Source organism: Streptomyces sp. NPDC013317, from assembly GCF_055563155.1.
Genome location: NZ_JBVHDX010000001.1, coordinates 196,517 through 219,124, shown reverse-complemented (window position 1 = coordinate 219,124; position 22,608 = coordinate 196,517). Strand labels below are relative to the sequence as shown.

Here is a 22,608-nt window from a genome sequence, read left to right as displayed (position 1 = left end):
GATGGCGCACATCATGGCATCACCGGGGGGTTCGGGGTGGCCGGTCCGGCCTGATCCGGACGGCTCCTAGGGCGTGTTGCGAAAGTAGCGCCGTCCGCCCGAAGGGCGGGCCCCGCGGCCTCTGGTGCGTGCGATCGCAAGGCGGAGGGTCGTCCTCGTACCGGGTGTACTCGGACGATCCCGACAACGCAGCGAGCGTGCGTGCCAGGCGTCGCGGGGCAGGCGGGACTTTCGCAACACGCCCTAGGCCTCCACCGCCTCCGCGTGGCGGTTCTCCTTGATCGTGATCCGGCCCTTGCGGATCGTCGCGAGGCGCGGGGCCCGCCGGGCGATCGCGCTGTCGTGGGTGACCATCACGAACGTCAGCCCGTGCTCCTTCCAGAGCCCTTCGAGGAGCTCCACGATCTCGTCGCGCATCGACTCGTCGAGGTTGCCGGTCGGCTCGTCGGCGAGAAGGACCTTGGGCCGCTTGACGAGGGCACGGGCGATCGCGACGCGCTGCTGCTGTCCGCCCGACAGCTCGGACGGCAGGTGCGCCCGGCGCTCGCCGAGACCGACGGCCTCCAGTGCCTCCGCCGCCATGGTCCGCCGTTCACCGGCCCTGATGCCCATCGGGACGAGCGCGGTCTCCACGTTCTCCTGGGCGGTGAGCGTGGGGATGAGGTTGAAGGACTGGAAGACGAAGCCGATGTTCTGACTCCGTACCGCCGTCAGCCGGCTCTCGGGAAGTCCGGCCAGATCGACGCCGTCGAGCATGACGCTGCCCGCCGTGGGCCGGTCGAGACCGCCCAGCATCTGCAGCAGCGTGGACTTGCCGCCGCCGGTGGGACCCTGGATGACCAGCCGGTCGCCCTCCCTGATGGTGAGGTCGATCCCGGCGAGGGCGTCGACTCTCTCCTGGCCCCTGCGGTACTGCTTGGTGACGCCTGTGAGTTCGTACATGGTGCAACTCCTGCGATACGGGAAGGGGTTCGGGGCTACCGGCTACTCGACGCGGCGCAGCGCGTCCGCCGGGCGCAGGCGGGAGGCGCGCCAGGCGCCGAAGCCGCCCGCGACCAGACCGCCGCCGAGGGCGAGGAGGACGGCGAGGCCGACGGTGGTGAGGCTCACGGGCGCCGTGAGGGCGATGTCGAGCGTGTTGCCGCCACCCCCCGCGTCGCGGACCGCGGCCATGCCGGGCCCGCCGAGCATCCGGCCGCCGCCGGGGCCGCCGCCCGACAGCGCGCCGCCGCCGAGCTCGGCCGTGAGGGTGGGGCTGACGGCGGTGACGAGGTACGCGCCGGCGAGGCCCACGGCGATGCCGAGCGCGCCGCCGATGAGGCCGTTGACCAGCGCCTCGCCCATCACCTGCCGGGTGACCCGGCCGCTCTTCCAGCCGAGCGCCTTGAGGGTGCCGAACTCGCGCACCCGGCGGCTGACGGCCGAGGAGGTGAGCAGCCCCGCGACGAGGACGGCGGCGACGAGTACGGCGTACGAGAGCCACTTGCCCACGCTGGTCGCCAGGTCGGCCGCGGTGTCGAGGGAGCCGGAGACGGTCTCGGCGAGGTCGGCGGAGGTGGTGACCGTGGTGCCGGTGACGTTCTTCTGGATGGCGGCCTTGACGGCCTCGATCCTCGTCGAGTCGGTCGCCTTCACATAGACGGTGGTGATCTTGTCCTTGGAGTCGGAGAGCGTCTGCGCCTTCGTGAGCGGCAGGTAGACCTGGGCGGCGGCCTGGCCGCTGTCGGCGGTGGCGATGCCGACGACCTCGAACTTCACGCCCTTGACCGTGAGCGTCTCGCCGACGTCGAGGCCCTCCTGCTTGGCGTAGGCGCTGTCGATCACGACGACGGCGGCATCGGTCTCGGTGGCCTTGAACGTACGGCCCTTGGTGATGCTGGAGGTGGTGAGGGGGCCGAGGTCGGGGGCGCTGACGTCGGTGCCGTAGAGGGTGAAGGAGTTGACGTCGAAGGCGGCGCCACCGCCTTCGACACGGCCTCCGCCGCCGTTGCCACCGCCGTTGCCGCCGCCCGGGGTGCCGGGCTGGGCGGGCTCGGCCTGCTTGAACTCGCCGCGCTTGAACTCGCCGTCGATCTTGAGGTTGACGAGGCTCAGCCCGCCGACGGCCTGGGCGACACCCGCCTGCTTCGCGACCGTGGTGGAGGTGGAGGCGGGCAGGGTCTGGAACCCCTGGACCATCAGCCGGTCGCTGCTCTGCTCCTCGCCCTCCTCGCCGGCGTCGAACTCGAACCGCGGCCGCTGCGCCTGCCCACCGGCCTGGGGCTCTTCACGAGCCTTGGTGACGGTCAGGTCGGTACCGAGACCGTAGAGGGACTCCAGGACCTGGGTCTGGGCCTGCTTCATGCCGGAGGCCACGGAGTTGACGACGATGACCAACGCGATCCCGAGCGCGAGCCCGGAGGCGACGACGAGCGCCGCCTTTCTGCGACGGCGCAGCTCGCGCCGGAGGTAGGTGAAGAACATGGGCGCGAAGCTAGGCGCGGGCGGTGATGGCTGGATAAGGCCCACGTGAGAGTGGGATGAGAGTCGGGGGCTCGGCTCAGGGGACGTACGCGAGGGGGTCCGCCAGGACGTGGCGGACGACGAACGCGGCCGCGCCGCGCGACGCGGGGCTCACGGCGGAGGCGGCACGCAGGCGGCCCGCCGGGCTCGCGGCCGACGCGGCTCGCAGGCGGCCCACCGGGCCGACGGCGGACGCGGCGCGCAGGCGTCCCGCCTTCGGCGTCCAGAGGCCGGAGACGACCCGGCGGGCGAGTTCGGCGTCGACGACCGGTCCGAGACGGGGCATCAGACGCGGGTAGATCCCGCCGAGGACGACGGCCTCGGGGTCGAGCAGGTTCACCGCGCCGGCGAGCGCGAGACCGAGCATCCGCCCCGCCTCCTCGACGGCGGCCACCGCGCGCGGCTCGCCCGCGTCGGCGCGGCGGGCCAGCTCCTCCACATCGGCGGCGCCCGCCGACCGCAGCAGCGCCGTCTGTCCCGCGTACTGCTCGAGGCAGCCGCGCGAGCCGCAGCGGCACAGGCGGCCGTCCGCGTCCACGGGCAGATGGCCGATCTCGCCGGCGAAACCGTGCGCGCCGCGCAGCAGTTCGCCGTCCACGACGATCGCCCCGCCCACGCCGATCTCGCCGGTCAGGTACAGGAAGCTCCGTACGTCGCCCAGGGCGCCGAACCACAGCTCGGCCAGCGCCGCCGCGTTCGCCTCGTTGTCCGAGGCGACCGGCAGCTCCGGTCCCGAGCGGTGCTGCGCGAGCAGCGCGGCGCCGAACAGCCGGTCGGCCGCCACACGGTTCCAGCCGAGGTTGGGTGCCTGGCGGACGGTGCCCGACGCGACCAGGCCCGGCAGGGCGAGCCGGACCCCGACCGGCCGCAGCTCCAGGTCCGCCGCGCTCCGCAGGGCGCCCGCCGCGATCCCGGCCGCGCGCGCGAGGACGTCGTCCGGGTCGGCGGCGCGGTTGTCGACGGGTTCGGTGACGCGGACCCGGTCGGTTCCCGCGAGGTCGACGACGCAGACGGACACGTAGTCGACGTTGATCTCGACCCCGAGCCCGGCCGGACCGGTGTCGGCCGCCTTCAGGACCGTCCCCGGCCGTCCGGCCTGTCCGCTGAACGTCTTGCCCGACTCGACCAGGAAGCCCTGCTCCAGGAGCTGTTCGACGAGGGAGGAGACAGCCGCCCGGGTGAGTCCCACGCGCGCGGCGACGGCCGCGCGGGTCGTCTCGCCGGCCTCGTGGACGGTCCGCAGGACGAGGCTGAGGTTGTGCCGCCGCACGCTCGCCTTGTCGGCCTTGGGCTCCCGGGGCCCCGCTTCCACCCGCGCCCTCTCCTCGGCGGTCGCATTCCGCGCAGGCGTAGCTGCCGCCGTCGTGCTCTCGGCGGCCCCGCCCCCGGCCTCGCCGCCTTCGGCCGCCGGCTTCCGTCGCTTCGGGCGGGCGTCCCCGGTCCGCGGAGTCTTCGTCATCGTGGCGACGAGCCTAATCCCCCTCCTCGCCGTTCCGTCCCAGGCCGTGGCGGTCAGGGCCGAGCGCGACCACGACCGCCGCGCGGACGGCGAGGCCCGGTCGACCTCGCGGTAGGTTGCCGACGGGGCGATGGCGGAGCCCGGCGCTCGTGCGAGTCCGCCGCCCGTCTGCGCCTCCCCCGCGCCGTCCTCGCCTGCCGGCTCGCCGGGCTCATCGCGTACCGTCCGAACGTCCGTCCGTCCCACAACGCTCCCCGAGAGGTCCGCACTCATGAAGATCCTGGTCGTCGGCGCCGGAGCCACCGGAGGCTACTTCGGGGGGCTGCTCGCCCGTTCCGGACAGGACGTCACCTTCCTGGTCAGGCCGCGCCGCGCCGCCGTGCTGCGCGAACGCGGCCTGCGCATCACCGGCCGGGGCGAGGAGTGGTCCCTGGAGCCCCGTCTCGTCACGGCCGACGCGCTGACCACCACGTACGACCTCGTCCTTCTCTCCGTGAAGTCCACAGCCCTCGGGCGGGCGATGGAGGACATCGCCCCGGCCGTCGGACCGGACACGGCGATCGTGCCGCTGCTCAACGGTCTCGCCCACATCGACGCCCTGAACACCCGGTTCGGTGCCGCGCCGGTCCTCGGCGGCGTCGCCAAGGTGGTCACCACGCTCGACGACGAGGGAGACATCGTCCGGCTCGCGCCGCTCGCCCATCTGACCGTCGGAGAGCAGAACGGGTTCCCGTCACCCCGGGTGGAGAAGATCCGCTCCGCCCTCGCGGAGGCCGGCATCGACGTCCTGGTCCCGGAGGACGTGATGGCCTCGATGTGGCACAAATGGGTCTTCATCACCACCTTCGGCGCGGTGACGAGCCTGATGCGCGGCACGGTCGGCGAGATCAACGCCGTCCCGGGCGGTGCGGACCTGGGCCCGGCGGTCCTCGACGAGGCGGCGGCCGTCTCGGCGGCGGCGGGCCATCCCGTCCCGGAGCCGGAGCGTGCCGCGACCCTGGGCATCGTCACGGCGACGGGGTCCCCGATGGTGCCCTCGCTCTACCGTGACCTGATCGCCGGCCGCCCGACGGAGGTCGAGCACCTCTTCGGCGACCTGGTGACCCGGGCGCGCACCTTCTCGGTACCCACCCCGCTCCTCGACCTGGCGACCCTCCACCTCCGCGTCCACCAGGCACGCGTCTCGGCCGCCGCCTCCTGAGGCCGCCCTCGCCGTCGCGCTAGCGGCCGAGCCATCCGCGCAGCAGCCTGCTCACTGCCGGCATCGCCACGTACGTCATGAGGACGTTGAAGACGGCGGCGACGACCGCGCTGCTGAGCAGGAGAGGCAGGGTGGTCAGCCGGGGCACGAGGAAGAGGCTGCCCAGCAGGGAGATCGGGTAGATCGCGAGCGTCGCGCTGATCGCCATCTTCCAGCGGGGCGGCGCGGGCCGTGTCGAGCCCGGCTTGGCGAACCAGGTCTCCATTCCGGTCAGTTGCCGCCGGGCGATCTCGGTGTGGTGGTGGCCCTCGCAGTCGGCGAACCAGGCCGCCCGCTCCGGTGACTCCTGCCAGGCCCGGCAGGCCGCCGCGTCACGGAAGCGGTGGACGAGGAACCAGGGGGCGTCACCTCCCGAAGACCGGAAGAGTCCGTACCCGAGGTGGCCGGGGAACGCGGCCGCGCTGTCGAGGATGCCTCTCGCCCAGCGCTCGAAGGCCAGTTCGTGGCCGGGTTCCACCCGGCGGGCTATCAGCAGGGTCACCTCGCCGGTGTCGGCGGGGACGGTGGCGTGTTCGAGACTCACCGCGGTCACACATACTCCTCGTGATCACACCGCGCCCGCCCTCACTCTACGGGGGCTGCCCGAGGGCCGGGCGGGCGCCCCGAGTGCCGTCGGTATGATCACCACACCCGGATGTAGCGCAGAGGCAGTCGCACCGACTTCTCAGGTCGGGTCACGTCGGTTCGAATCCGACCGTCCGGGCGCTTCCGGTCCTGTAGCGCAGAGGCAGTCGCGCCCTCCTGCCCGGAGGGGACACGCCGGTTCGAATCCGGCCGGGACCACGACGACGGACGACAGCGGGGCGGAACGGGCATGGGGCGGATCGGCGAGGAGATCAGCGACGAGGAGCTCGCCGCCTTCGACCGTACGGTGGGCAGGCTCCGCGCGCTGCCCGTCGACGATCCGGTCCGGCTGCGCGCCGAGCAGGTCGCCGCCGCCTTCACCCGTGACGGCCGCACCCGGCGCCGCAAGGCCCGCAGGGGCGCCCTCGGAGAGGCCGACGCCTCGGTCGTGGCCGCCACGGCGACCGGCGCCGTCGCCCGCCGCGAGGACGCCCCGCTGGGCAGCGAACACGCGGGCCGGGGCGGGGTCTTCCACCGGCCGCGGCGCTGCTACGTCTGCAAGGAGCACTACCGGGAGGTCGACGCCTTCTACCACGCGCTCTGCCCCGGGTGCGCCGCCGACAACACCGCCCGCCGCGCTCTGTCGACCGATCTCGGCGGGCGGCGCGCCCTGCTCACCGGCGGCCGGGTCAAGATCGGCTTCCAGCTGGCGCTGATGATGCTCCGGGACGGCGTCGAACTCCTCGTGACGTCGCGCTTCCCGCACGACACGCTCCGCCGGTTCGAGGCCGCCCCGGGCAGCGCCGCGTGGCTCGACCGGCTGACGGTCGTCGCCGTCGACCTGCGCGACCCGCGCCAGGTCCTCGGGCTCTGCGAACGGCTCCGCGCGGACGGCGAACCGCTCGACATCCTGGTCAACAACGCCGCCCAGACCGTCCGTCGCCCGCCCGAGTCGTACGCGCTGCTCGCCGCGGGCGAGACGGCGGCGCTCCCCCCTGCCGCCTGGGCCGCACCGGGCTACGCCCCGCTACGGGCCCTGGAGGCGCCTTCCGCCGGGGGCGCGCTGGCGCTGGTACTCGCCGAGGCGGACGAGGCGGGCCTGCTGCCCGACCATGCCCCGGTGAACTCCTGGTCGGCACGGATCGGCGCGCTGGACCCGGCGGAGCTCCTGGAGACCCAGCTCGTCAACGCGCTGGCGCCCGCGCTGCTGGTGGACCGGCTGCTGCCGCTGCTGCTCGCCTCGCCCCGGCCGAACCGGTACGTGATCAACGTGACCGCCGTGGAGGGCCGTTTCGCCGCACGGCGGAAGACCGCCGGCCATCCCCACACCAACATGGCCAAGGCCGCGCTCAACATGCTCACGCGCACGAGCGGGCCCGAACTCGCCTCCCAGGGTGTCCACATGTGCAGCGTCGACACCGGCTGGATCACCGACGAGAACCCCCTGCCGAAGAAGAACCGGCTCGCCGCCGAGGGGTTCCGTACGCCGCTGGACATCGTGGACGGGGCGGCGCGGGTGTACGACCCGATCGTGCGCGGCGAGGCCGGCGCGCCGGTGTCCGGCGTCTTCCTCAAGGACTACCGGGAGGCGGAGTGGTGAGCGATCGGGGGAACGCGGCGGGCGGGTCCCGGGAAGGCGGGAACACGTTCGCGGGTGTGCCGCCCGTCCTGCCTCGTTCGATCGCCGACCTCGGTCCGCTGATCGCCTGGCTGCGCGGCGGTGGGGCGGCCGAACGACGGCTCGACTTCCCGGCGGGCACGGCGATGCCGGACGGACGGCTCGACCTGTGCAAGCAGGCCCTCGGCCCCGAGGGCGCCGCGCTGATCGCCGAAGCGCTCGGCGAGCCCGCAGGACCGGCGGGGGTCCGCCATCTGCTCCTCGGCACGGACGGGCTCGGTGACGACGGCGCGGCGGATGTCGCGGAGAAGACCGTGGGCGCGGGCGTCGAGACCCTCTACCTGGGCTGCAACGGCATCACCGCGGGCGGTGCATGCCGGATCGCCGACAGTCTGCGGGCCTCCGAACACGTCGTCAGCGGGGTGTGGCTCAAGCGCAACCCGCTGGGCACGGAGGGCGGCAGGGCGGCTGCCGATCTCGTGGCCGCGGCGTCCGGGCTGCGCACCCTCGACCTCGTGCAGACCGGGCTCGACCCCGCGGGCCTCGCCGTTCTCGCCGAGGCGCTGCTCGCGGCGGCCGCCTCCGGCCGCCGGATCGAGCGGCTCTTCGTCGGCGGAGATCCGCTGGGCCGCGCCGGGGCCGTACCGCTCGCCGCGCTGCTGTCCGCCGGGGCGGTCGCCGAGTTGTATGTCTCGGCGGCGCGACTGGGCGACGACGGGGCGCTGCTCCTCGCGGACGCCCTGGAGCGCGCGCCGTACGGCCGTACGGCCCGGCTCTCCGTCGCCAGCAACGGGATCGGGCCCGGGGCGGCCGCCCGGCTCGTGGCCGCGGCGGCGGGCGCGGGCGTCGAGCTGCTCGACCTCGGCCGGGTCCGGGCCGCCGGCACGCTCGGCGCGGCGGACAACCAGGTCGACCTGGCCGCCGCGACCGCGATCGGCGAGACGCTCGCGGCGAGCGAACACCGTCTGACCCATCTCGTCCTCGCCCACACCGGGCTGCGCAGCCGCGAGGCGCACCGGCTCCTCGACGCCGCGCCGCGGGCGGCCACGGCGACACGCTTCGTGCTCGGCAAGGGCATCGCGACCAGCGTCCGGCAGCGGCTCGACGCGTTCAGCGCACACCTGCCGAGGCCGACGGTGTCCGCAGACGTCGACGCCGTCCGCAGCGTCCACCGCACGGCCCCACCGGCAGCGACGGATTCACCGGCAGCGAAGGACCCGCCGGACCCGACCAGGGGCGACTGACATCCGAGGGGCGGACGGCGGGCCGCAGGCGGTCACCCGCCGGGCCCGTGTGCGTCCCGGGCGGCACGGGCCAGAAGTCCGGAGAGTTCGACGCGGGAGCGGACGCCGAGCCGGGCGAACACGTTCCGCAGATGGTGGTCGATCGTGCGGGGGCTCAGCGACAACCGGTCGGCGATCTCGCGGTTGGTCGCCCCCGCCGCCACCAGGCCGGCGATGCGCTGCTGCTGAGGGGTCAGCCCGCCGACCGCCTCCGCCGGCGCGAGGGACGTCCCGCCCACGGCGCCGCCGGTCGCGCGCAGTTCCGCCCTCGCCTGGTCGGCCCAGACACCGGCCGCCGCCCGTTCGAAGGTGACGAGCGCGTCGCTGAGGGGCCCTCTGGCCTCCACCGGACGCCTCCGTCTGCGCAGCCACTTGCCGTAGGCCAGCAGGGTCCGCGCCCGCTCGAAGTCGTTGCCCGTCTCCTCGTGGTGCCGAACCGCCTCCCCGTACCAGTGCGCGGAGTCCTCCGCACCGGCCAGCAGCGCACGGCAGCGGGCCAGTTGTGCGGGCGCCTGGGGGTCGATCCCCAGGCCGGCCCAGACGGCGAACTCCTCGGCCGCGCCCCGGGCGTCCGCCGCCCGGCCCGCCGCGCAGGCCGCCTCGACGAAGCAGGGAACGACCAGCATCCGGAGGGCGAAGTGGCCGCTGCGGGGCCCCTGGCCGACGAGCGGGGCGAGGCGCGCCGCGGCCTGGGCGGCGAGTCCGTCGGCCAGTTCCGCCCGGGCCAGTGACCACTCGGCGAGCGTGATCGCCTGGACGAGTCCGTGCGGCCGTGCGGTCCGGAGCGCCCGTCCGGCGTGTTCCGTCACGGCGCTCCGGTCGCCCGAGACCGAGGCCGCCAGGGCGAGTACGGCGTGCTGGTGGGCCGCCGCGTTGCGCTGGCCCGTGAGTTCGGCCGTGCGCAGCCCCTCCCGGGCGTGGGCGGCGGCGCGTTCGTGGCGGCCGGCCCTCAGCTCGGCGTACGCCAGGTGTTCGAGGACCCTCGGGAGCAGCGCGGTACGGCCCTCGGCCCGTGCCTTCGCCAGCACGCGGGCGTGGACGCGTACGGCGGTGGTCATGTCCCCGAGCACGAGGGCGGCGGCCCCGGCGCGCAGCAGCCGGCGGGGCTCGTCGGCCGCTCCGTCGCAGGCCACGACGCGGGTCAGCGGCGCGCGTGCCTCGTGCAGCCGGGCGGCCAGCGCGGCGCACATCCCGTCGCGGAAGTCCCTTTCAGCCGCGTCGGCGCACCCGCCCGTTCCGGGGCGTCGGGCGCTGTCGCCGCCGCCGAGCGCGGTCGCGCACGCTTCCGGGTCGCCGGCGGCCCAGGCCGCCTCCATGGCGAGGAACCGCGCGTCGGCCGCCTCCTCCGGCGCCCCCTCGCGCAGCAGCGAGGCGGCGAGGAGCAGCACCTGGTGGGCGTCGCCGGCCGGTCCGTCGGCCAGCGCGGCCAGACCGCGCTCCAGCTCGGCCCGCCCCCGCACCACGTCGACGGGCGCACGGGCTACGGCCGGTGCCTCGCCGGCCGCCGGGGCCGGTGAGACCGGTGGAGCCTGCGGAGCCGACAGAGCCGGTGAGACCGGTGCGGCCGACGGAGCGAGGAGGGCGCGCAGTTCCCGGCGTCGCGACGGCGGGACGGTGCCGAGGACGGCGCGCCGCAGAAGGGGCTCCACGAAGCGGAGCGCCTCGCGGGTCCCCCGGAGCAGGCCGTACGCGACCAGCCGGTCGAGCGCTTCGGGCGACGCCCGCACGGCGCGTGCCGCCGCGAGGACGGCGTCGGCGCCGACCGGGCGTACGGAGCCCGGCCCGGGCACCGCCGGGTCCGGGCCGGACACCGCCGGGTCCGGCTCGCCCGCGATCGCCACCAGCGTGAGCACCCGGACGCATTCGGCGGGCAGGGACTCCAGCAGCCCCCGGAACACCTCGGACAGCACCGCGTCGTCCGCCCCTCTCCCCGCCTCGGCGCCACCTGCGGCATCCGGCGGCGCAGCAGCGGGACCGGCGGTGGAGAGGTGCACGGCCATCGCCGTCAGGACGCCCGGGTGCCCGGCGGCCTCGTCGAGCAGCCGAGCGCGTACGGACGGCGGGAGCGGCGGCCGGCACACGTCGTCGAGCAGGGCGTCGGCACCCTGTCGGCCCAGCCGCCCCAGACGCAGCAGTCGGGCACCGGGCACATCGGGCGGCCGGTGGTGCTCCGCGAACGAGACGACCCAGGCCCAGGGGACCGGCCCCGCGCGCCACACCGCGTCCAGTGCGGTGCGCGAGTGCGCGTCCCAGAGATGGTGGTCGTCCACGCAGAGCAGCAGGGGTTCCCCGGGGCGCAGGACGGCCAGCGCGCCGGCAACGCCCTCCGGTCCGCGCGCCACCCGCACCGCGCGGCGCGCGGCCGAGGGCGTCGGGGCGAGTGCGGACACCAGCGCCCGCACTCCGCTCCAGGGCACCCGGTTGCCCTTCGGCGCGCCCACCCGGTGCGCCCGGATCGCGCAGTCCCGGACGGCCCGGTCGAGCAGCGCCGTACGGCCCGTCCCGGGGCCCGCCGTGACCAGCAGGACACCGCCGGAACCCTCGGCGGCGCGCGCCGACAACGCCGCCACGGCGGCGAGTTCGGACGTACGGTCGTACAGCCGCGGAGCAGCGGCGGCTCTCGTCGCTCCACTCACGCCGCAACGGTACTGGTGGGTAAGGACCGAGGAAAGAGTTACGTGTTGGGCCCGGGCCCACACCTGCGGGAGGCCCACTGTGCCCAGGGACAAGCGTCGCCCCCACCTCGCGCTCGCACCCGTACCGCTCCCGTACCCGCCCCCGCCCCGCGCACGGGCGCGCGACGGGGACGGCGGACCGGCCGTCAGGAACCGAGCGGGCAGGTGCCCCGGTACTCCTCGATCGTCAGGCTCGGCCGTGGCAGCGGGCAGAGGAACTGGTCGTAGCGGGTGTCGTCGTCGATGAACCGCTTGAGCCAGGAGATGCTGTACTTCGCGATCGTCGTGTTCGAGCTGTTCGGGGTGAAGTGGGTCGCGCCGTTGAGTTCCAGGTACGCCTTGTCCAGAGACGCGGGCAGGCTCTCGTAGAACGGCTCCGAGTGGGTGGCGACCGGGGCGACGGTGTCACCGTCGGCGCCCACGACCAGGGTCGGCGTGCTGATCTCGGGCCAGGACTTGTCCGTGTTCCATCCGGTGAGCGGGATGGCGGCCTTCAGGGAGGGCCGGCTCTTGGCCGCCTCCAGGGTGCCGCCGCCGCCCATCGAGTGGCCCATGACGCCCAGGCGTGAGGCGTCGACGCGGGAGCGGACCGAGCTGCGCTGGGTCAGGTGGTCCAGGGCGGCCAGCAGTTGGCGGCCCCGGCTGTCCGGCTGGTCGAGCGTGGTGAGGGTGTCGATGGTGAAGACGACGAAGCCCTGCGAGGCCAGCCGCGGTCCCAGCCAGGCGATGGAGGACTCGTACGCGGTGAAGCCCGGCGAGATCACGACGGCGCCGAACGTGCCGTCGCTCGTCGTCGTCGGGTAGTAGATGGTGCCGCCGCCGAACCCGGTGGCGGACAGGGAGGAGACGCTGGTCTGGGAGACCGCGTAGGAGCCGCGCGCCGCCTCGATGGAGGCCACGGTCGGCGCCGGTCCGCGCTGGTAGGGGTTGTCCGCGGCGTCGGCGGCGGGGGCGGCCAGGAAGGCCAGGGATGACAGGGCTGCGGCGGCGGCGAGGTGTCGTTTCACGACGGAGTCGTCCTCTCGTGTCGTGTTGCGTCATGTCGTGGGGCGTTCGGCGTCGGCCCGGGGATCGGCCGGCGCACCGGTATCGACCGGCTCGGCCACTGTCGGGGCAGCGGCGGACGAAGGCATCGGCGAAACGACCGGTCACCCGGAGGCGGCCCCTGCGCGGTGTCGGACGTGACACGGCGCGACGCCGCGTCACCGCGGCGACGGCGACGGCGACGGCGGAGCGACACGGCGTCGACGCGACCGCAGGCCCGGCTCCGCCGACGGCCTCAGCCCCTGAGCGTCACCGCGGCATCGCCGCGAACACCTCGATCCAGAAGCGCTGATGCTCCTCCGAGGCACCGACCAGATAGGTCGACCGCAGCTTCGGAGGCAGCAGCGCGACCAGCCGGGTCACGGCCTTGCGGTGCTTCTTCAGCTGCGACAGCTCGGCGTTGGCGATGACCTGGTGCACCAGGTCGCTGTCGTCACCGCCCTCCGAGGACTCGTCCGCCGCGCGCCGCAGGCGCGTCTCCCACGCCTCCAGGTGGCGGGCCATCTCCCGCAGCCCGGTCACCGGCCGGTTGTCCAGGCGCATGACGAGACCGCTCAGCGACACCGGGGCGTACTCACCGTCCCCGAGGTAGACGGTGCCCATCTCCAGGGGCAGCCCGCGCTGATGGAGTCTGATGAGCCGCTCGATGGTCCGCTTGGTGATCCAGGCGCGGCCGTCGTCGTCGATGTCGTGCTTCCACCATTCGAGCACCGTCTCGGCGACCGGGCCGTACGTGTCGATCAGCCACTCGTTGGCCGGGATGTCCCCGGGCTGCACGATCAGCGAGGCCGTGAACCGCGTCGCCTGGGCGATGTTGTTCCGCGCCACCAACAGCTTGCGGCCCAGGTGGTACGGCGGGTTCTGCACCGCGACCTGCGCCCGCAGCCCCTCGATCCGCACGCCGGCCAGGGACCACTCCTGCGTGATCTCCATCAGCTTGGCGAAGGCGGCCTTGTCCTTGGGCCGGTTGTACTCGTCCCAGACGATCGCCTTCGGCTCCGTGCCGGTGAACGCGGCGGCCAGCAGGTTGTCCAGCGAGCCGTCGGAGGTGGGGATCGGCGCGCAGAGGTCCTCGACGTTCGTGACGGGCAGCGAGAAGTACAGCGGCTCCCGCCCGCCCAGTCCCTCCCGGACCGTCTGCCGTACGAGTTCGGTCTTGCCGCAGCCGGGCGGGCCCTGGAGCAGGACGGTCCACCGGTTGCGCAGGGCCGCCCGCACCACGCTGCGTACCGGGTCGGCGATCCGCGCCGGGTTCGGCACGTCCAGCGCCTGGGCGATCCGGTCGAGGATCTCCCGGGTCCGGTTGGGGCCCGGGCTGCCGTCGGGGCGCGGTTCGGCGAGCCTCAGCCGCTCGCCGTTGACGAGGGGCAGCCCCCAGCTCAGCGGAAAGCCCTCCTGGGCGTTGGCGAGGATGTGCTCCAGGGTGCGCGGCGAGAGCAGCTCGCGCAGAGCGGGGCTCAGAGACGTCCACACGCCGAACACCCCACTGAGGTCCCGGTTGCGGTACTTCGCCGCCAGCTTCATCCGCCAGGCCGTGTCGTCGGCGGTGATCCGGATGGTGACCATCCGGTCCAGGATGGCCAGGTCGCTGCGGCGGGCGGCGGTCTCGGCGAGCGACTCGTTGTCGGTGAGGAAGACGCCGACGCAGCCGAGGGCACGGAGGTCGTAGCCTCCGAGCGTCCAGTTGCAGGCGATCTGCATGAGCTGCGACTGGATCGACTCCCCCGCCTGCAGGGAGTCGTCGATGAGCAGGACGAACGGCTTTCCCGGCTTCAACTGGCTCATCACCAGCTGCCGCAGCACCAGCCGCCCGGTCTCCTCGTCCCGTACGGGAGCGTTGGCGAGGAGGTCGTCGGGGGTGAGGTTGGCGGCCGGGACGAAGACCAGCTCGGCGTCCGGGTAGGCCTCGGCGACGTGCGAGAAGAAGGTCGCCGTCTTGCCGATGCCGTGCTCGCCGAAGACCTGGCCGGTCTGTCCCATGTCGATCATCGCGTCGATGAAGGCCTCGAGGCGCGAGACGCCCGTCCAGCCCTCGGGCGGCTGCGGGTAGGTGGCGTTGGGCCGCCATGGGACGGTACGGAGCGCGGTCATGTCGTTCCTGTCGTGACGCGATGGCAGGCCATCGCGGGTGTGTGGGAGTCGGGCCAGTCGTCGCCGCCCTCGGTGATGAGCCAGATCCACTTGTCGGGTTCGGCCGGAGTGATCGGGGGCGCGTATCCGTCGGTGAGCATCACGACGGCGTCCGGGTTCTCCTCGAAGGGCCGGCCGTCGACGAGCGTGCGCCCCTCCACGTAGTCCGCGACGGCCTGGAAGCTCGTGCCCCCGCCTCCGTACACCCTCTCGCCGGGGCGGAACGGCATCACCACCGCGTCGAAGGAGAGCCAGTGCGCCTCCACCCCGTCGATCCCGCCGACGAGTTCGGTCAGCCAGCCGACGACGTGGTCGGGCATCGACCCCGAGGTGTCGTACGCGATGACCAGAACCTTGTCCCGCACAGGGCCGCGCCGCGACAGCATCGGGTCGAGGCCGAGCGCGGCGAGCAGCGCGCCCCGCTTCTTCGGGTACACCAGCCGCTCGCCGTCGCGCAGCTTCGACGCGACCACGTCCACCAGCCAGCGCTGCCACCAGTCCACCCGCGCCGTGCGGGGCGTCTGCCCGCGCAGCAGCCCCGCGCCGAGCCGGCCCCACATCCGGGTCACCCGGTCCGAGGCCCCGTCCGTACGGTCCAGCAGCTCGCCGATCTCCGCCTCGGCCACCGTGTGGCCCCGGCGTGCCGCGAGCAGGGAGTTGAGCAGCACCGAGGAGGCGATCGTGTCGACGGTCTCCTGGTCGGCGGGTATCCCGTCGTGGGAGAGCCGGGGGCAGAGCGCCGGGGCCGGTACGGGCGGGTGCGCCATCCGTTTCAGCTCGCCGTACACCGACATGTCCGTGGCGATGAACTCCCGGTATTCCAGGGGCTCCAGGCCGTGGGCGCGCAGGTCCTCGCGGTAGGCGGTGTGGATCTCCCACGGGTCCACGCCCACCGGTCTGCCGTCGCACGAGGGCAGTTCGCGCGCACCGAGACGCACCATCGCCACGTGGTTGATGGAGACCTCTGCGGCCAGGGTGAAGACGGGATCGCTCCGCAGCTCCGGTTCGACGAACAGATGGCGGTGGATGAGGTGCCGTGCCTCGTGGAAGAGGACGAACCTCACCCCTTCGAGCCCGAGGGAGACGAAGAACTCGGGGTTGTAGACGAGCAGGCAGGTGCCGTCACCGCTCGCCACCACAGCGGCCGTGTCCACCGCCGTGGTCGGTATCTGGTGGCGGCACTTGGCGTACAGCCAGGAGGCCACCGCCGAGCCGGAGAGCCCGAAGTCCAGCAGCGCGGCCTCCTTCAGCCGCCGCGCCTCCGCGATCATCGTCTCGTCGGCGGGCCGCCACCGCTCCAGTGCGCGCCGGTCCGTCAGATCGACCACATGGCGCGGCCGTCCTGCGCGCTCCCCGTACACCATGTCTCCCCCGTGACTCCCCCGGTGCTCACCCATTGCTATCAGGTGGCACCGACAACGGGCGAAGGCGTTTCGGCTCGGCCCGTGCTCTAGGATCGGCGGCAAGGCGGGGCCGTAGCGCAGAGGCAGACGCACCGGTCTCCAGAACCGGGACACGCTGGTTCGACTCCAGCCGCCCCGCCCCTTCCGCGACCCGGCGCCTCCCGCACGGCGCCTCCCGCGGGCACTTCCATCGCGGCACCTCGCGAGCGGCACCTCGCGCGCGGCGTCTCAGGCGATCGCGCCCGCCGTCACGATCAGCTCCGGAACGGTCCCCGTGAAGGTCGGCAGCAACTGCGCCAGTACGGCCCATGCCTCGACGTTCGCCCCCAACGAGCCGCGCACCAGGGGCCGCAGCACGTCCTCGGCCTCGCGCACCCGGGTGGGGAAGGCCCATCGGCCGGTGTCCAGAGTGGCCAGGACCGTGCCGGCGGAGCGCCACTCCCTGACGTAGGCGGCCGGGCTCTCGACGATGCCGGCCGTCCGCATCCGGTGGGCGTAGCTCGGGTGGTCGGAGAACCGCTCCCGCAGGGCCGTGGGGCAGTCGGGCCGCAGGGCGAGCGCCCACCGCGCGTACCCCGGCAAGGGGTCCGTGGTGTCCGCCTCGACGACCCGCGCCCAGTCCCTGCGGGCCACGGCGTTCGCGGTCCGCCGGCCCTGGCGCATGGTCGTCACCGCACGGAGGGCGGGGACCAGTTCGTGGGAGGGAAGCCGCTTCACCGCCTCCGGTCGGGGCCGGTCGGCCACCGCGTCCGTCACGGGTACCCGGCGGTGCTCGTCGGGGCCGAAGGGCTCTCCCTCGAGCACGGCCAGCTCCAGTGCGCCGTTCAGGCCGCCGTCGAGGAGGACCACGATCTCGTTGGTCTCGGGGTCGTCCTCCTCCAGCATCCACAGCCAGGTGGAGGCGCGCGGTTCGGTGGAGGCGATCTGCCTCGTCGTGAGCCAGCGCTGCCTGTCCCGCGTGTCCGGCCGCTCCGACGTCCCGATCCGCTCCCGTATCCGCCCCGCCTCGTCCGGGTCGGCCAGGGAGACGAGCACGTCCAGCGCGCCGTCCGTGTCGCGGTGGTGATGCATGGCCTCCGCCCCTCTCGTGTCACTCGGGCCGCGTCCGTCCCGATCCTGCCAAGATCGGCACAGAGTACGGGAATCACGGACGCGGCCCGGGCTCGGTGCGACGGTGTCAGCGCGGTTCGGCCTGGGCGGGGGTGTCGTCGAGGAAGCCGCCCGACTGGTGCCGCCAGAGCTTCGCGTAGGCGCCGCCGAACGTGAGCAGCTCCTGGTGCGTGCCCTGTTCGACGATCCGGCCGCGGTCGAGGACCACGAGCCGGTCCATGCCGGCGACCGTGCTGAGCCGGTGCGCCACCACGAGCGCCGTGCGTCCCGCCATGAGCTTCCACAGCGCGTCCTGGACCAGGATCTCGCTCTCGGAGTCCAGGGCGCTGGTGGCCTCGTCGAGCAGCAGGATCGGCGCGTCGCGCAGGATCGCCCGGGCGAGGGCGACCCGCTGACGCTGTCCGCCCGACAGCTTCACGCCGCGCTCGCCCACCATGGTGTCGAAGCCGTCGGGGAGCGCGTCCGCGAACTCCGTGACGTGCGCCGCCTCCGCGGCGCGGCGGATCTCGGCGTCGGTGGCGCCCGGCCGGGCGAAGGCGATGTTCTCCCGAAGCGTGCGGTGGAACATGGCCGGGTCCTGCGGTACGTACGCGATCTGGCTGCGCAGCTCGGCCTGGCGCAGCCGGCTGATGTCCTGTCCTCCGATCAAGATCCGGCCGCCGTCGATGTCCGACATCCGCAGCAGCAGCCGGGTGAGCGTGGTCTTGCCCCCGCCGGACCGCCCGACGAAGCCGATCTTCGCCCCGCCGGGTACGGCCAGGTCGAGGTCCTCGAACAGCGGCTCGGCCCCCGCGTGGGCGAAGGTCACCTTCTCGAAGCTCACGTCGGCGCCGCGCGGCCCGAGGGGCTCCGGGCAGGCGGGGTCGCGAACGGTCGGCGACCGGAGGAGCAGTTCGGTGAACTGGGCGGCCTCCGTCATGGAGCTCTCCAGCCTGCGGTAGATCTGGTTGAACTCGAACATGATCCGCGTGGCGTTGGCGTAGTACGTGAAGGCGACGATGACGGCCTCCACGCCGTGCTGTCCCGCGCCGAGCCCGAGCGCGAGCAGCAGCCCCAGCACGTTGGTGAGCACGGACATCGGCGCGACGAGTGTGTCGATGCGCAGATTGCCGTAGTCCCACGAGCGCAGCGTCAGGCGTCGCGACTCGGCGACGCGGGAGCGGTGCTCGGCCGCCTCGCGTTCCTCGGCGGCGAAGGACCGGACGGTGTCCATGTTCATCAGGCTGTCGGCGACATGGCCGGAGACGCGGGCGATCGCCTGTTCGCGCCGGGCGACCAGCGCCTGGCGCCGACGGATGAGCGGGGTCACGCAGACCGCCGTGACCGTGATCAGCGTGAGGAGGCCGACCACGAGCAGCGGGTCGTACTGCCAGAGCACGACGGACGCGAACACCAGGGGTACGAAGCTGCCCATGACGGAGAACGTCAGCGTGTCGACGAACTCCTCGAAGCGGGAGGCGAAGCTGAGGACGCGCTTGGTCAGCGATCCGGCGAAGTTGTCGTGGAAGAACGCGGCGTCCTTGGCGTACAGCTCGTCCATGCCGATCACGTACAGGTTCTCGATGCCGCGGGCGTCGAGGCGGTTCAGACAGTGCAGGCCGATGCGCCAGAGGGTCTCCGCGAGCAGCAGGACCCCGGCGAAGCCGAGGACGTACGGCAGCATCGGGCCGATTCCGGTGGCGGCCTCGCCGTCCCCTGCGATGCGGCCGACGAGTTTGGCGACGACGAGGGGCGCGATGTAGAAGATGCCGATGTTGCCGAGCGCCGGCAGCAGCAGCGCCGGCACGGTCATCCAGCGGAGCCGCGCCAGCTCCCTTCCGTAGTAGCGGAGCGCGAGGAGCACCGAGCCCTTGCTCGGTAACCCTTCGGACGTTTCAGGTGATCCCATCTCGAACCCTGTGCTCTCGGACCGACAGGTGACAAAACGTCAGTCTTCCGTGTCGGCGCGTGCGCGGTCCACGCATTTTCTTCGGACCGGAGCGCCGCCGCGTCGGCGCGGGCGCGCACCGGGCGCGTCCGCGGCGGGCCATCCTTTGCTCATGACGCAGCGGGATCAGGGTCACGTCGTCGTACGTCGCGCCGACCGGCCCGGCGACCTGGGATGGGTGGTGATGGCCCATGGCGAGGCGTACCACCGGCAGTTCGGCTGGAACACCGACTTCGAGGTCCTGGTGGCCCGGATCGTCGCCGACTACGGCGCCACGCACGACCCGGCGCGAGAGGCGGGCTGGATCGCCGAGGTCGACGGTCGGCGTGTGGGCTGCGTCTTCCTCGTCGCGGGCGACCGACCGCAGGTGGCCAAGCTGCGGATCCTGCTCGTCACCCCGGAGGGCAGGGGCCTCCGCCTCGGGACGCGCCTGGTCGAGACGTGCCTGGCCTTCGCACGCGCGGCCGGCTACGAGCAGGTGACCCTGTGGACCAACGACGTGCTGACGGCGGCGCGCAAGATCTACCAGAGCTTCGGCTTCACCCTCGCCGACGAGGAACGCCACCACAGCTACGGACACGACCTCGTCGGCCAGAACTGGAACCTCGACCTGCGCCACGGCGGCGCGGACAGCGACGGCTGAGCTCCGGTGGCACGGTTGCCCTATGTCCGCCGTATGCACGTTCGGTTAGGCTGACCTTGCCTGACGCGCGGATGTGAGTCCTTCCGGCGCCGCAGGCGGGGACCCACAGGACGGAACGGGCAGGAGCAGGGCGCAGGTGAGACACAGTGACCACCGGGCTTGCGCACGTCGTGCGCCCGCCGACGCGGGTTCCGGCCCCGTGCCCGTGACGAGGCGTCGTGGATGAGATCGCGCTCACGGCCGGAGCCCTCTACGCCATCGTCCTGCTCCGCGCCGGAGGGACCTTCGCCGTCGGGTGGCTCGCCGGCGCCGGTGCCCGGCGCAGCAGGTTCGCCGACCGGATCGCCTCGGCGAGGTTCCAGCGCGCAGAGCGGGCGATCCAGCGGTGGGGCGCGCCCGTGGTGGCCGTCTCCTTCCTGACCGTCGGTTTCCAGACCGCCGTCAACTTCCTCGCGGGCAGCATGCGCATGCCGTTGCCCCGCTACCTCCCCGCGCTGTTCGTGGGCGGAGCGGCCTGGGCGCTGATCTACGCGACCGCGGGGATCGGCGTGCTGAAGGTCACGGGCAGACTCTTCGCCGAGCACACGGCCCTCGGAGTCTCCGCCGTGGCCGCCCTCCTCCTCGCGGTGTGCGGGGTCGTCGTCCACCGCAGAAGAAGGGCGGCCCTGCCCTCCGGCGAGAGCGTGGTCGAGGATTCGTGAGCCCGCCCCCCGAGGACGTGGCGCGACGGGGGGTCGAGGATTCGTGAGCCCGCCCCCCGAGGACGTGGCGCGACGGGTGGGGTGAGGTACCGGGTGTGGGCGCCGGGCGGTGGATCATGTCCGGGGACCGACCGCGCGCGGTGTCCGCATCGCCCCCCGTCCCGGAAGGACCTCCGAGGATGCGCAAGCTGCTGGCCGACGTGGCCCATACGCTCGTTCCGCCGTCGGGCGACCGGCACGGGCCACTGCCGCCGCTCATGCTCACCCTGACGGTGGTGGCCGGCCTCGTGGACGCGGTGAGTTTTCTCGCGCTCGGTCAGGTCTTCGTGGCCAACATGACCGGCAACGTGGTGCTCCTGGGCTTCGCCGTGGCGGGTGCCGCGGGCCTCTCCGCGCCCGCCTCGCTCACGGCGCTGGCGTCGTTCCTCGTCGGCGCGGTGGGCGGCGGCCGCCTCGGCACCCGGTTCGCCGCGCACCGGGGGCGGCTGCTCGGCGCGGGCGTCGCCGGACAGGCGCTGCTGGTCGCCGCGGCGCTCGCCACCGCGGCCGCGTCGGGGGACGAGGTGGGCGCGCCGGTCCGGTACACCCTGATCGTGGCTCTCGGACTCGCCATGGGGCTGCAGACCGCGGTCGCACGTCGCGTCGCCGTGCCGGGTCTGACGACGACGGTACTGACCCAGACCCTGACCGGACTGGCCGCGGACTCCACCTCCGCCGGCCGAGCCGCGCCCCGCCGGGCCCTGTCCGTCCTGGCCATGTTCCTCGGCGCCCTCGCGGGCGCGCTGCTCCTCCAGGTCCGCCTCACCCTCGCCCTGGGGGTGACGCTCGCACTCCTGGTGGGCGTGCACCTGGCGGTCCGGCGCCGGTCCGTCACCGACACCGCCTGGACCGGGCCCTAGGGCGTGTTGCGAAAGTCCCGCCTGGCCCGCGACGCCTGGCACGCACGCTCGCTGCGTTGTCGGGATCGTCCGAGTACACCCGGTACGAGGACGACCCTCCGCCTTGCGATCGCACGCACCAGACGCCGCGGGGCCCGCCCTTCGGGCGGACGGCGCTACTTTCGCAACACGCCCTAGGGGCGTTGCCCCAGGCCGCTGTCCCTGGCCGGAGAGCGGCCTTCGTACACCCTGCCGGGGCGACGCGTGTCGGCACCCCTCGGTTCCGTGATCACCGTCACCCTGTTGATTCACGGCCCGTGTCAACCGGACACCTGGTGCCAGGCGTATGCCGGGTGAAGCGAAAGATCCGGGAGTGAGTGTTGACCGTTGAGGAGTTCGAGGCGTTCTACGAGCAGGCGGTCGCGCGACTCACAGGGCAGCTGTACGTGATGCTGGGCGATCTGCACGAGGCTCAGGACGTCGTGCAGGAGGCGTTCGTCAAGGGCTGGAGCCGACGGCGCCAGCTCGATCGCGACGGGCAGCCGGAGGCGTGGATCCGTACCGTCGCCTGGCGCCTCGCCGTGAGCCGTTGGCGTTTTCGCCGGCGCACCTCGGACGCCTGGGACCGCGCGGGCGCTCCACCCCCCGTCGAGGGCCCCGGCCCCGAGCACGTGGTGCTCATCGAGGCGCTGCGTGACCTACCCGCCCAGCAGCGGCGCACGGTGACGCTGCACTACCTGTGCGACCTGAGCGTCGAACAGATCGCCGGCGAGACGGGACAGTCCGCCAGCACCGTGAAGACGCACCTGGTCCGCGGCCGGGTCGCCCTCGCCGATCGTCTGCAGCCCCGGAACGTTGAGGAGGACCCCGGTGCTTGAGCCCCAGGAACCCCAGGACCCCCTTCGCGAGCTGTTCCGGCAGGCCGCCGCCTCCGGTCAGTCCCGTGCGCGCGCCGTGCCGGTCGCGCGCATCACCGAACGCGCCCGGCACGCGCACCGGCGGCGCCTCGCCGTCGCCGCCGGTGCCGCGTGCCTGCTCTTCGCCGGTGGCGGGGTGACCGCGGCGGCTCTCCTGTCGGACGGGCCGACGCCCGTCGTCCCGGCCGACAGCCCGAGTCCGAGCCCGAGCCCGCCGGCCGAACCGCCGTATCCCGGGGAGACGACCCGGCCGCCGTCGAACGGCTCGATGTCTCCGACCAGCTCCACCGGCGAGGGCACCCCCGACGAGCCGTCGGCCTCCGCGACCTGGCCGTCGGGGCGGACGACCACCACGCCCCCCTGACCTCCGGGCCGCCGGTCTCGCAGCCGGCCTCCGGACCGCCGGCCCCCGAGCTGTCGGCCTCCGGCCCCTGACCTCCGAGCCGCCGACCCCCACGTCGGCGGTCCTCACTCCCTCCCCCGCAATGCGCCG

General features: G+C 73.6%; 18 protein-coding genes and 3 tRNA genes. 11 read left to right on the top strand and 10 right to left on the bottom strand.

Going from position 1 to position 22,608, the window contains the following annotated elements:
- Positions 1 to 243: 243 nt before the first annotated feature.
- The 3 genes from ACZ3IJ_RS00925 to ACZ3IJ_RS00915 all read right to left on the bottom strand — a co-directional run bounded on the left by ACZ3IJ_RS00925 (position 244) and on the right by ACZ3IJ_RS00915 (position 3,961).
- Entirely contained in the window at positions 244 to 942 is a 699-nt protein-coding gene (locus ACZ3IJ_RS00925; protein WP_467465491.1) for an ABC transporter ATP-binding protein, read from the bottom strand.
- Positions 943 to 984: 42 nt separating this feature from the next.
- Positions 985 to 2,463, bottom strand: coding sequence for an ABC transporter permease (locus ACZ3IJ_RS00920; RefSeq protein ID WP_467465490.1), 1,479 nt, complete (start codon positions 2,461 to 2,463; stop codon positions 985 to 987).
- Between the two features lie 76 nt (positions 2,464 to 2,539).
- Complete coding sequence (locus ACZ3IJ_RS00915) at positions 2,540 to 3,961, bottom strand: ROK family protein (RefSeq protein WP_467465489.1); 1,422 nt, start codon at positions 3,959 to 3,961, stop codon at positions 2,540 to 2,542.
- Between the two features lie 271 nt (positions 3,962 to 4,232).
- Here ACZ3IJ_RS00915 and ACZ3IJ_RS00910 point away from each other — a divergent pair, with 271 nt between their 5' ends.
- Complete coding sequence (locus tag ACZ3IJ_RS00910) at positions 4,233 to 5,162, top strand: ketopantoate reductase family protein (protein WP_467465488.1); 930 nt, start codon at positions 4,233 to 4,235, stop codon at positions 5,160 to 5,162.
- A gap of 19 nt (positions 5,163 to 5,181) precedes the next feature.
- Here the strand turns inward: ACZ3IJ_RS00910 and ACZ3IJ_RS00905 are convergent, their stop codons facing one another.
- Positions 5,182 to 5,754 carry an antibiotic biosynthesis monooxygenase gene (locus tag ACZ3IJ_RS00905; RefSeq protein WP_467465487.1) on the bottom strand — a complete coding sequence of 191 codons (573 nt, stop codon included), beginning with the start codon at positions 5,752 to 5,754 and terminating at the stop codon, positions 5,182 to 5,184.
- Positions 5,755 to 5,852: 98 nt separating this feature from the next.
- Here ACZ3IJ_RS00905 and ACZ3IJ_RS00900 point away from each other — a divergent pair.
- The 4 genes from ACZ3IJ_RS00900 to ACZ3IJ_RS00885 all read left to right on the top strand — a co-directional run bounded on the left by ACZ3IJ_RS00900 (position 5,853) and on the right by ACZ3IJ_RS00885 (position 8,648).
- Positions 5,853 to 5,925 (top strand) — tRNA-Glu (locus ACZ3IJ_RS00900).
- 7 nt (positions 5,926 to 5,932) lie between these two features.
- Positions 5,933 to 6,005 (top strand) — tRNA-Gly (locus ACZ3IJ_RS00895).
- Between the two features lie 31 nt (positions 6,006 to 6,036).
- On the top strand, positions 6,037 to 7,386 hold the full coding sequence (locus ACZ3IJ_RS00890; RefSeq protein ID WP_467465486.1) for an SDR family NAD(P)-dependent oxidoreductase: 1,350 nt from the start codon (positions 6,037 to 6,039) through the stop codon (positions 7,384 to 7,386).
- On the top strand, positions 7,383 to 8,648 hold the full coding sequence (locus tag ACZ3IJ_RS00885) for a leucine-rich repeat domain-containing protein (protein ID WP_467465485.1): 1,266 nt from the start codon (positions 7,383 to 7,385) through the stop codon (positions 8,646 to 8,648). The genes ACZ3IJ_RS00890 and ACZ3IJ_RS00885 overlap by 4 nt, the downstream gene beginning before the upstream one ends.
- A gap of 32 nt (positions 8,649 to 8,680) precedes the next feature.
- On the opposite strand, the gene ACZ3IJ_RS00880 is transcribed toward ACZ3IJ_RS00885, so the two are convergent.
- The 4 genes from ACZ3IJ_RS00880 to ACZ3IJ_RS00865 form a co-directional block, all read right to left on the bottom strand.
- The gene (locus tag ACZ3IJ_RS00880) at positions 8,681 to 11,323 is read right to left on the bottom strand and encodes a helix-turn-helix transcriptional regulator (RefSeq protein WP_467465484.1); all 2,643 of its coding nucleotides are present in this window, start codon (positions 11,321 to 11,323) and stop codon (positions 8,681 to 8,683) included.
- A gap of 185 nt (positions 11,324 to 11,508) precedes the next feature.
- Positions 11,509 to 12,369: a bis(hydroxyethyl) terephthalate hydrolase gene (gene bdeA / locus ACZ3IJ_RS00875; RefSeq protein ID WP_391796603.1), complete on the bottom strand. Its 861-nt coding sequence runs from the start codon at positions 12,367 to 12,369 to the stop codon at positions 11,509 to 11,511.
- A 286-nt stretch (positions 12,370 to 12,655) separates the two neighbouring features.
- Positions 12,656 to 14,497 (bottom strand): AAA family ATPase, encoded by a 1,842-nt coding sequence (locus ACZ3IJ_RS00870; RefSeq protein ID WP_467465483.1) that lies wholly within the window; start codon positions 14,495 to 14,497, stop codon positions 12,656 to 12,658.
- A complete protein-coding gene (locus tag ACZ3IJ_RS00865) occupies positions 14,494 to 15,900 on the bottom strand; it encodes a vWA domain-containing protein (protein ID WP_467465482.1) in 1,407 nt (468 codons plus the stop codon). Before ACZ3IJ_RS00865 ends, ACZ3IJ_RS00870 begins: the two co-directional genes overlap by 4 nt.
- Before the next feature lie 103 nt (positions 15,901 to 16,003).
- Between ACZ3IJ_RS00865 and ACZ3IJ_RS00860 the strand changes: the two genes are divergently transcribed.
- A tRNA-Trp gene (locus ACZ3IJ_RS00860) sits at positions 16,004 to 16,079 on the top strand.
- Between the two features lie 88 nt (positions 16,080 to 16,167).
- Here the strand turns inward: ACZ3IJ_RS00860 and ACZ3IJ_RS00855 are convergent.
- Together ACZ3IJ_RS00855 and ACZ3IJ_RS00850 are read right to left on the bottom strand one after the other, a co-directional pair.
- Positions 16,168 to 17,010 (bottom strand): hypothetical protein, encoded by an 843-nt coding sequence (locus tag ACZ3IJ_RS00855; protein WP_467465481.1) that lies wholly within the window; start codon positions 17,008 to 17,010, stop codon positions 16,168 to 16,170.
- A gap of 106 nt (positions 17,011 to 17,116) precedes the next feature.
- Positions 17,117 to 18,937, bottom strand: coding sequence for an ABC transporter ATP-binding protein (locus tag ACZ3IJ_RS00850; RefSeq protein WP_467465479.1), 1,821 nt, complete (start codon positions 18,935 to 18,937; stop codon positions 17,117 to 17,119).
- Between the two features lie 151 nt (positions 18,938 to 19,088).
- On the opposite strand from ACZ3IJ_RS00850, the gene ACZ3IJ_RS00845 reads away from it, so the two are divergent.
- From ACZ3IJ_RS00845 to ACZ3IJ_RS00825, 5 genes are all read left to right on the top strand, one after another.
- Positions 19,089 to 19,619 carry a GNAT family N-acetyltransferase gene (locus ACZ3IJ_RS00845; protein WP_467465478.1) on the top strand — a complete coding sequence of 177 codons (531 nt, stop codon included), beginning with the start codon at positions 19,089 to 19,091 and terminating at the stop codon, positions 19,617 to 19,619.
- A 218-nt stretch (positions 19,620 to 19,837) separates the two neighbouring features.
- A complete protein-coding gene (locus ACZ3IJ_RS00840; RefSeq protein ID WP_467465476.1) occupies positions 19,838 to 20,320 on the top strand; it encodes a DedA family protein in 483 nt (160 codons plus the stop codon).
- A gap of 179 nt (positions 20,321 to 20,499) precedes the next feature.
- Positions 20,500 to 21,219, top strand: coding sequence for a YoaK family protein (locus ACZ3IJ_RS00835; protein WP_467465475.1), 720 nt, complete (start codon positions 20,500 to 20,502; stop codon positions 21,217 to 21,219).
- Positions 21,220 to 21,578: 359 nt separating this feature from the next.
- Positions 21,579 to 22,076: a SigE family RNA polymerase sigma factor gene (locus ACZ3IJ_RS00830; protein WP_467465474.1), complete on the top strand. Its 498-nt coding sequence runs from the start codon at positions 21,579 to 21,581 to the stop codon at positions 22,074 to 22,076.
- A complete protein-coding gene (locus ACZ3IJ_RS00825; RefSeq protein WP_467465473.1) occupies positions 22,069 to 22,479 on the top strand; it encodes a hypothetical protein in 411 nt (136 codons plus the stop codon). Before ACZ3IJ_RS00830 ends, ACZ3IJ_RS00825 begins: the two co-directional genes overlap by 8 nt.
- Positions 22,480 to 22,608 lie beyond the last annotated feature (129 nt).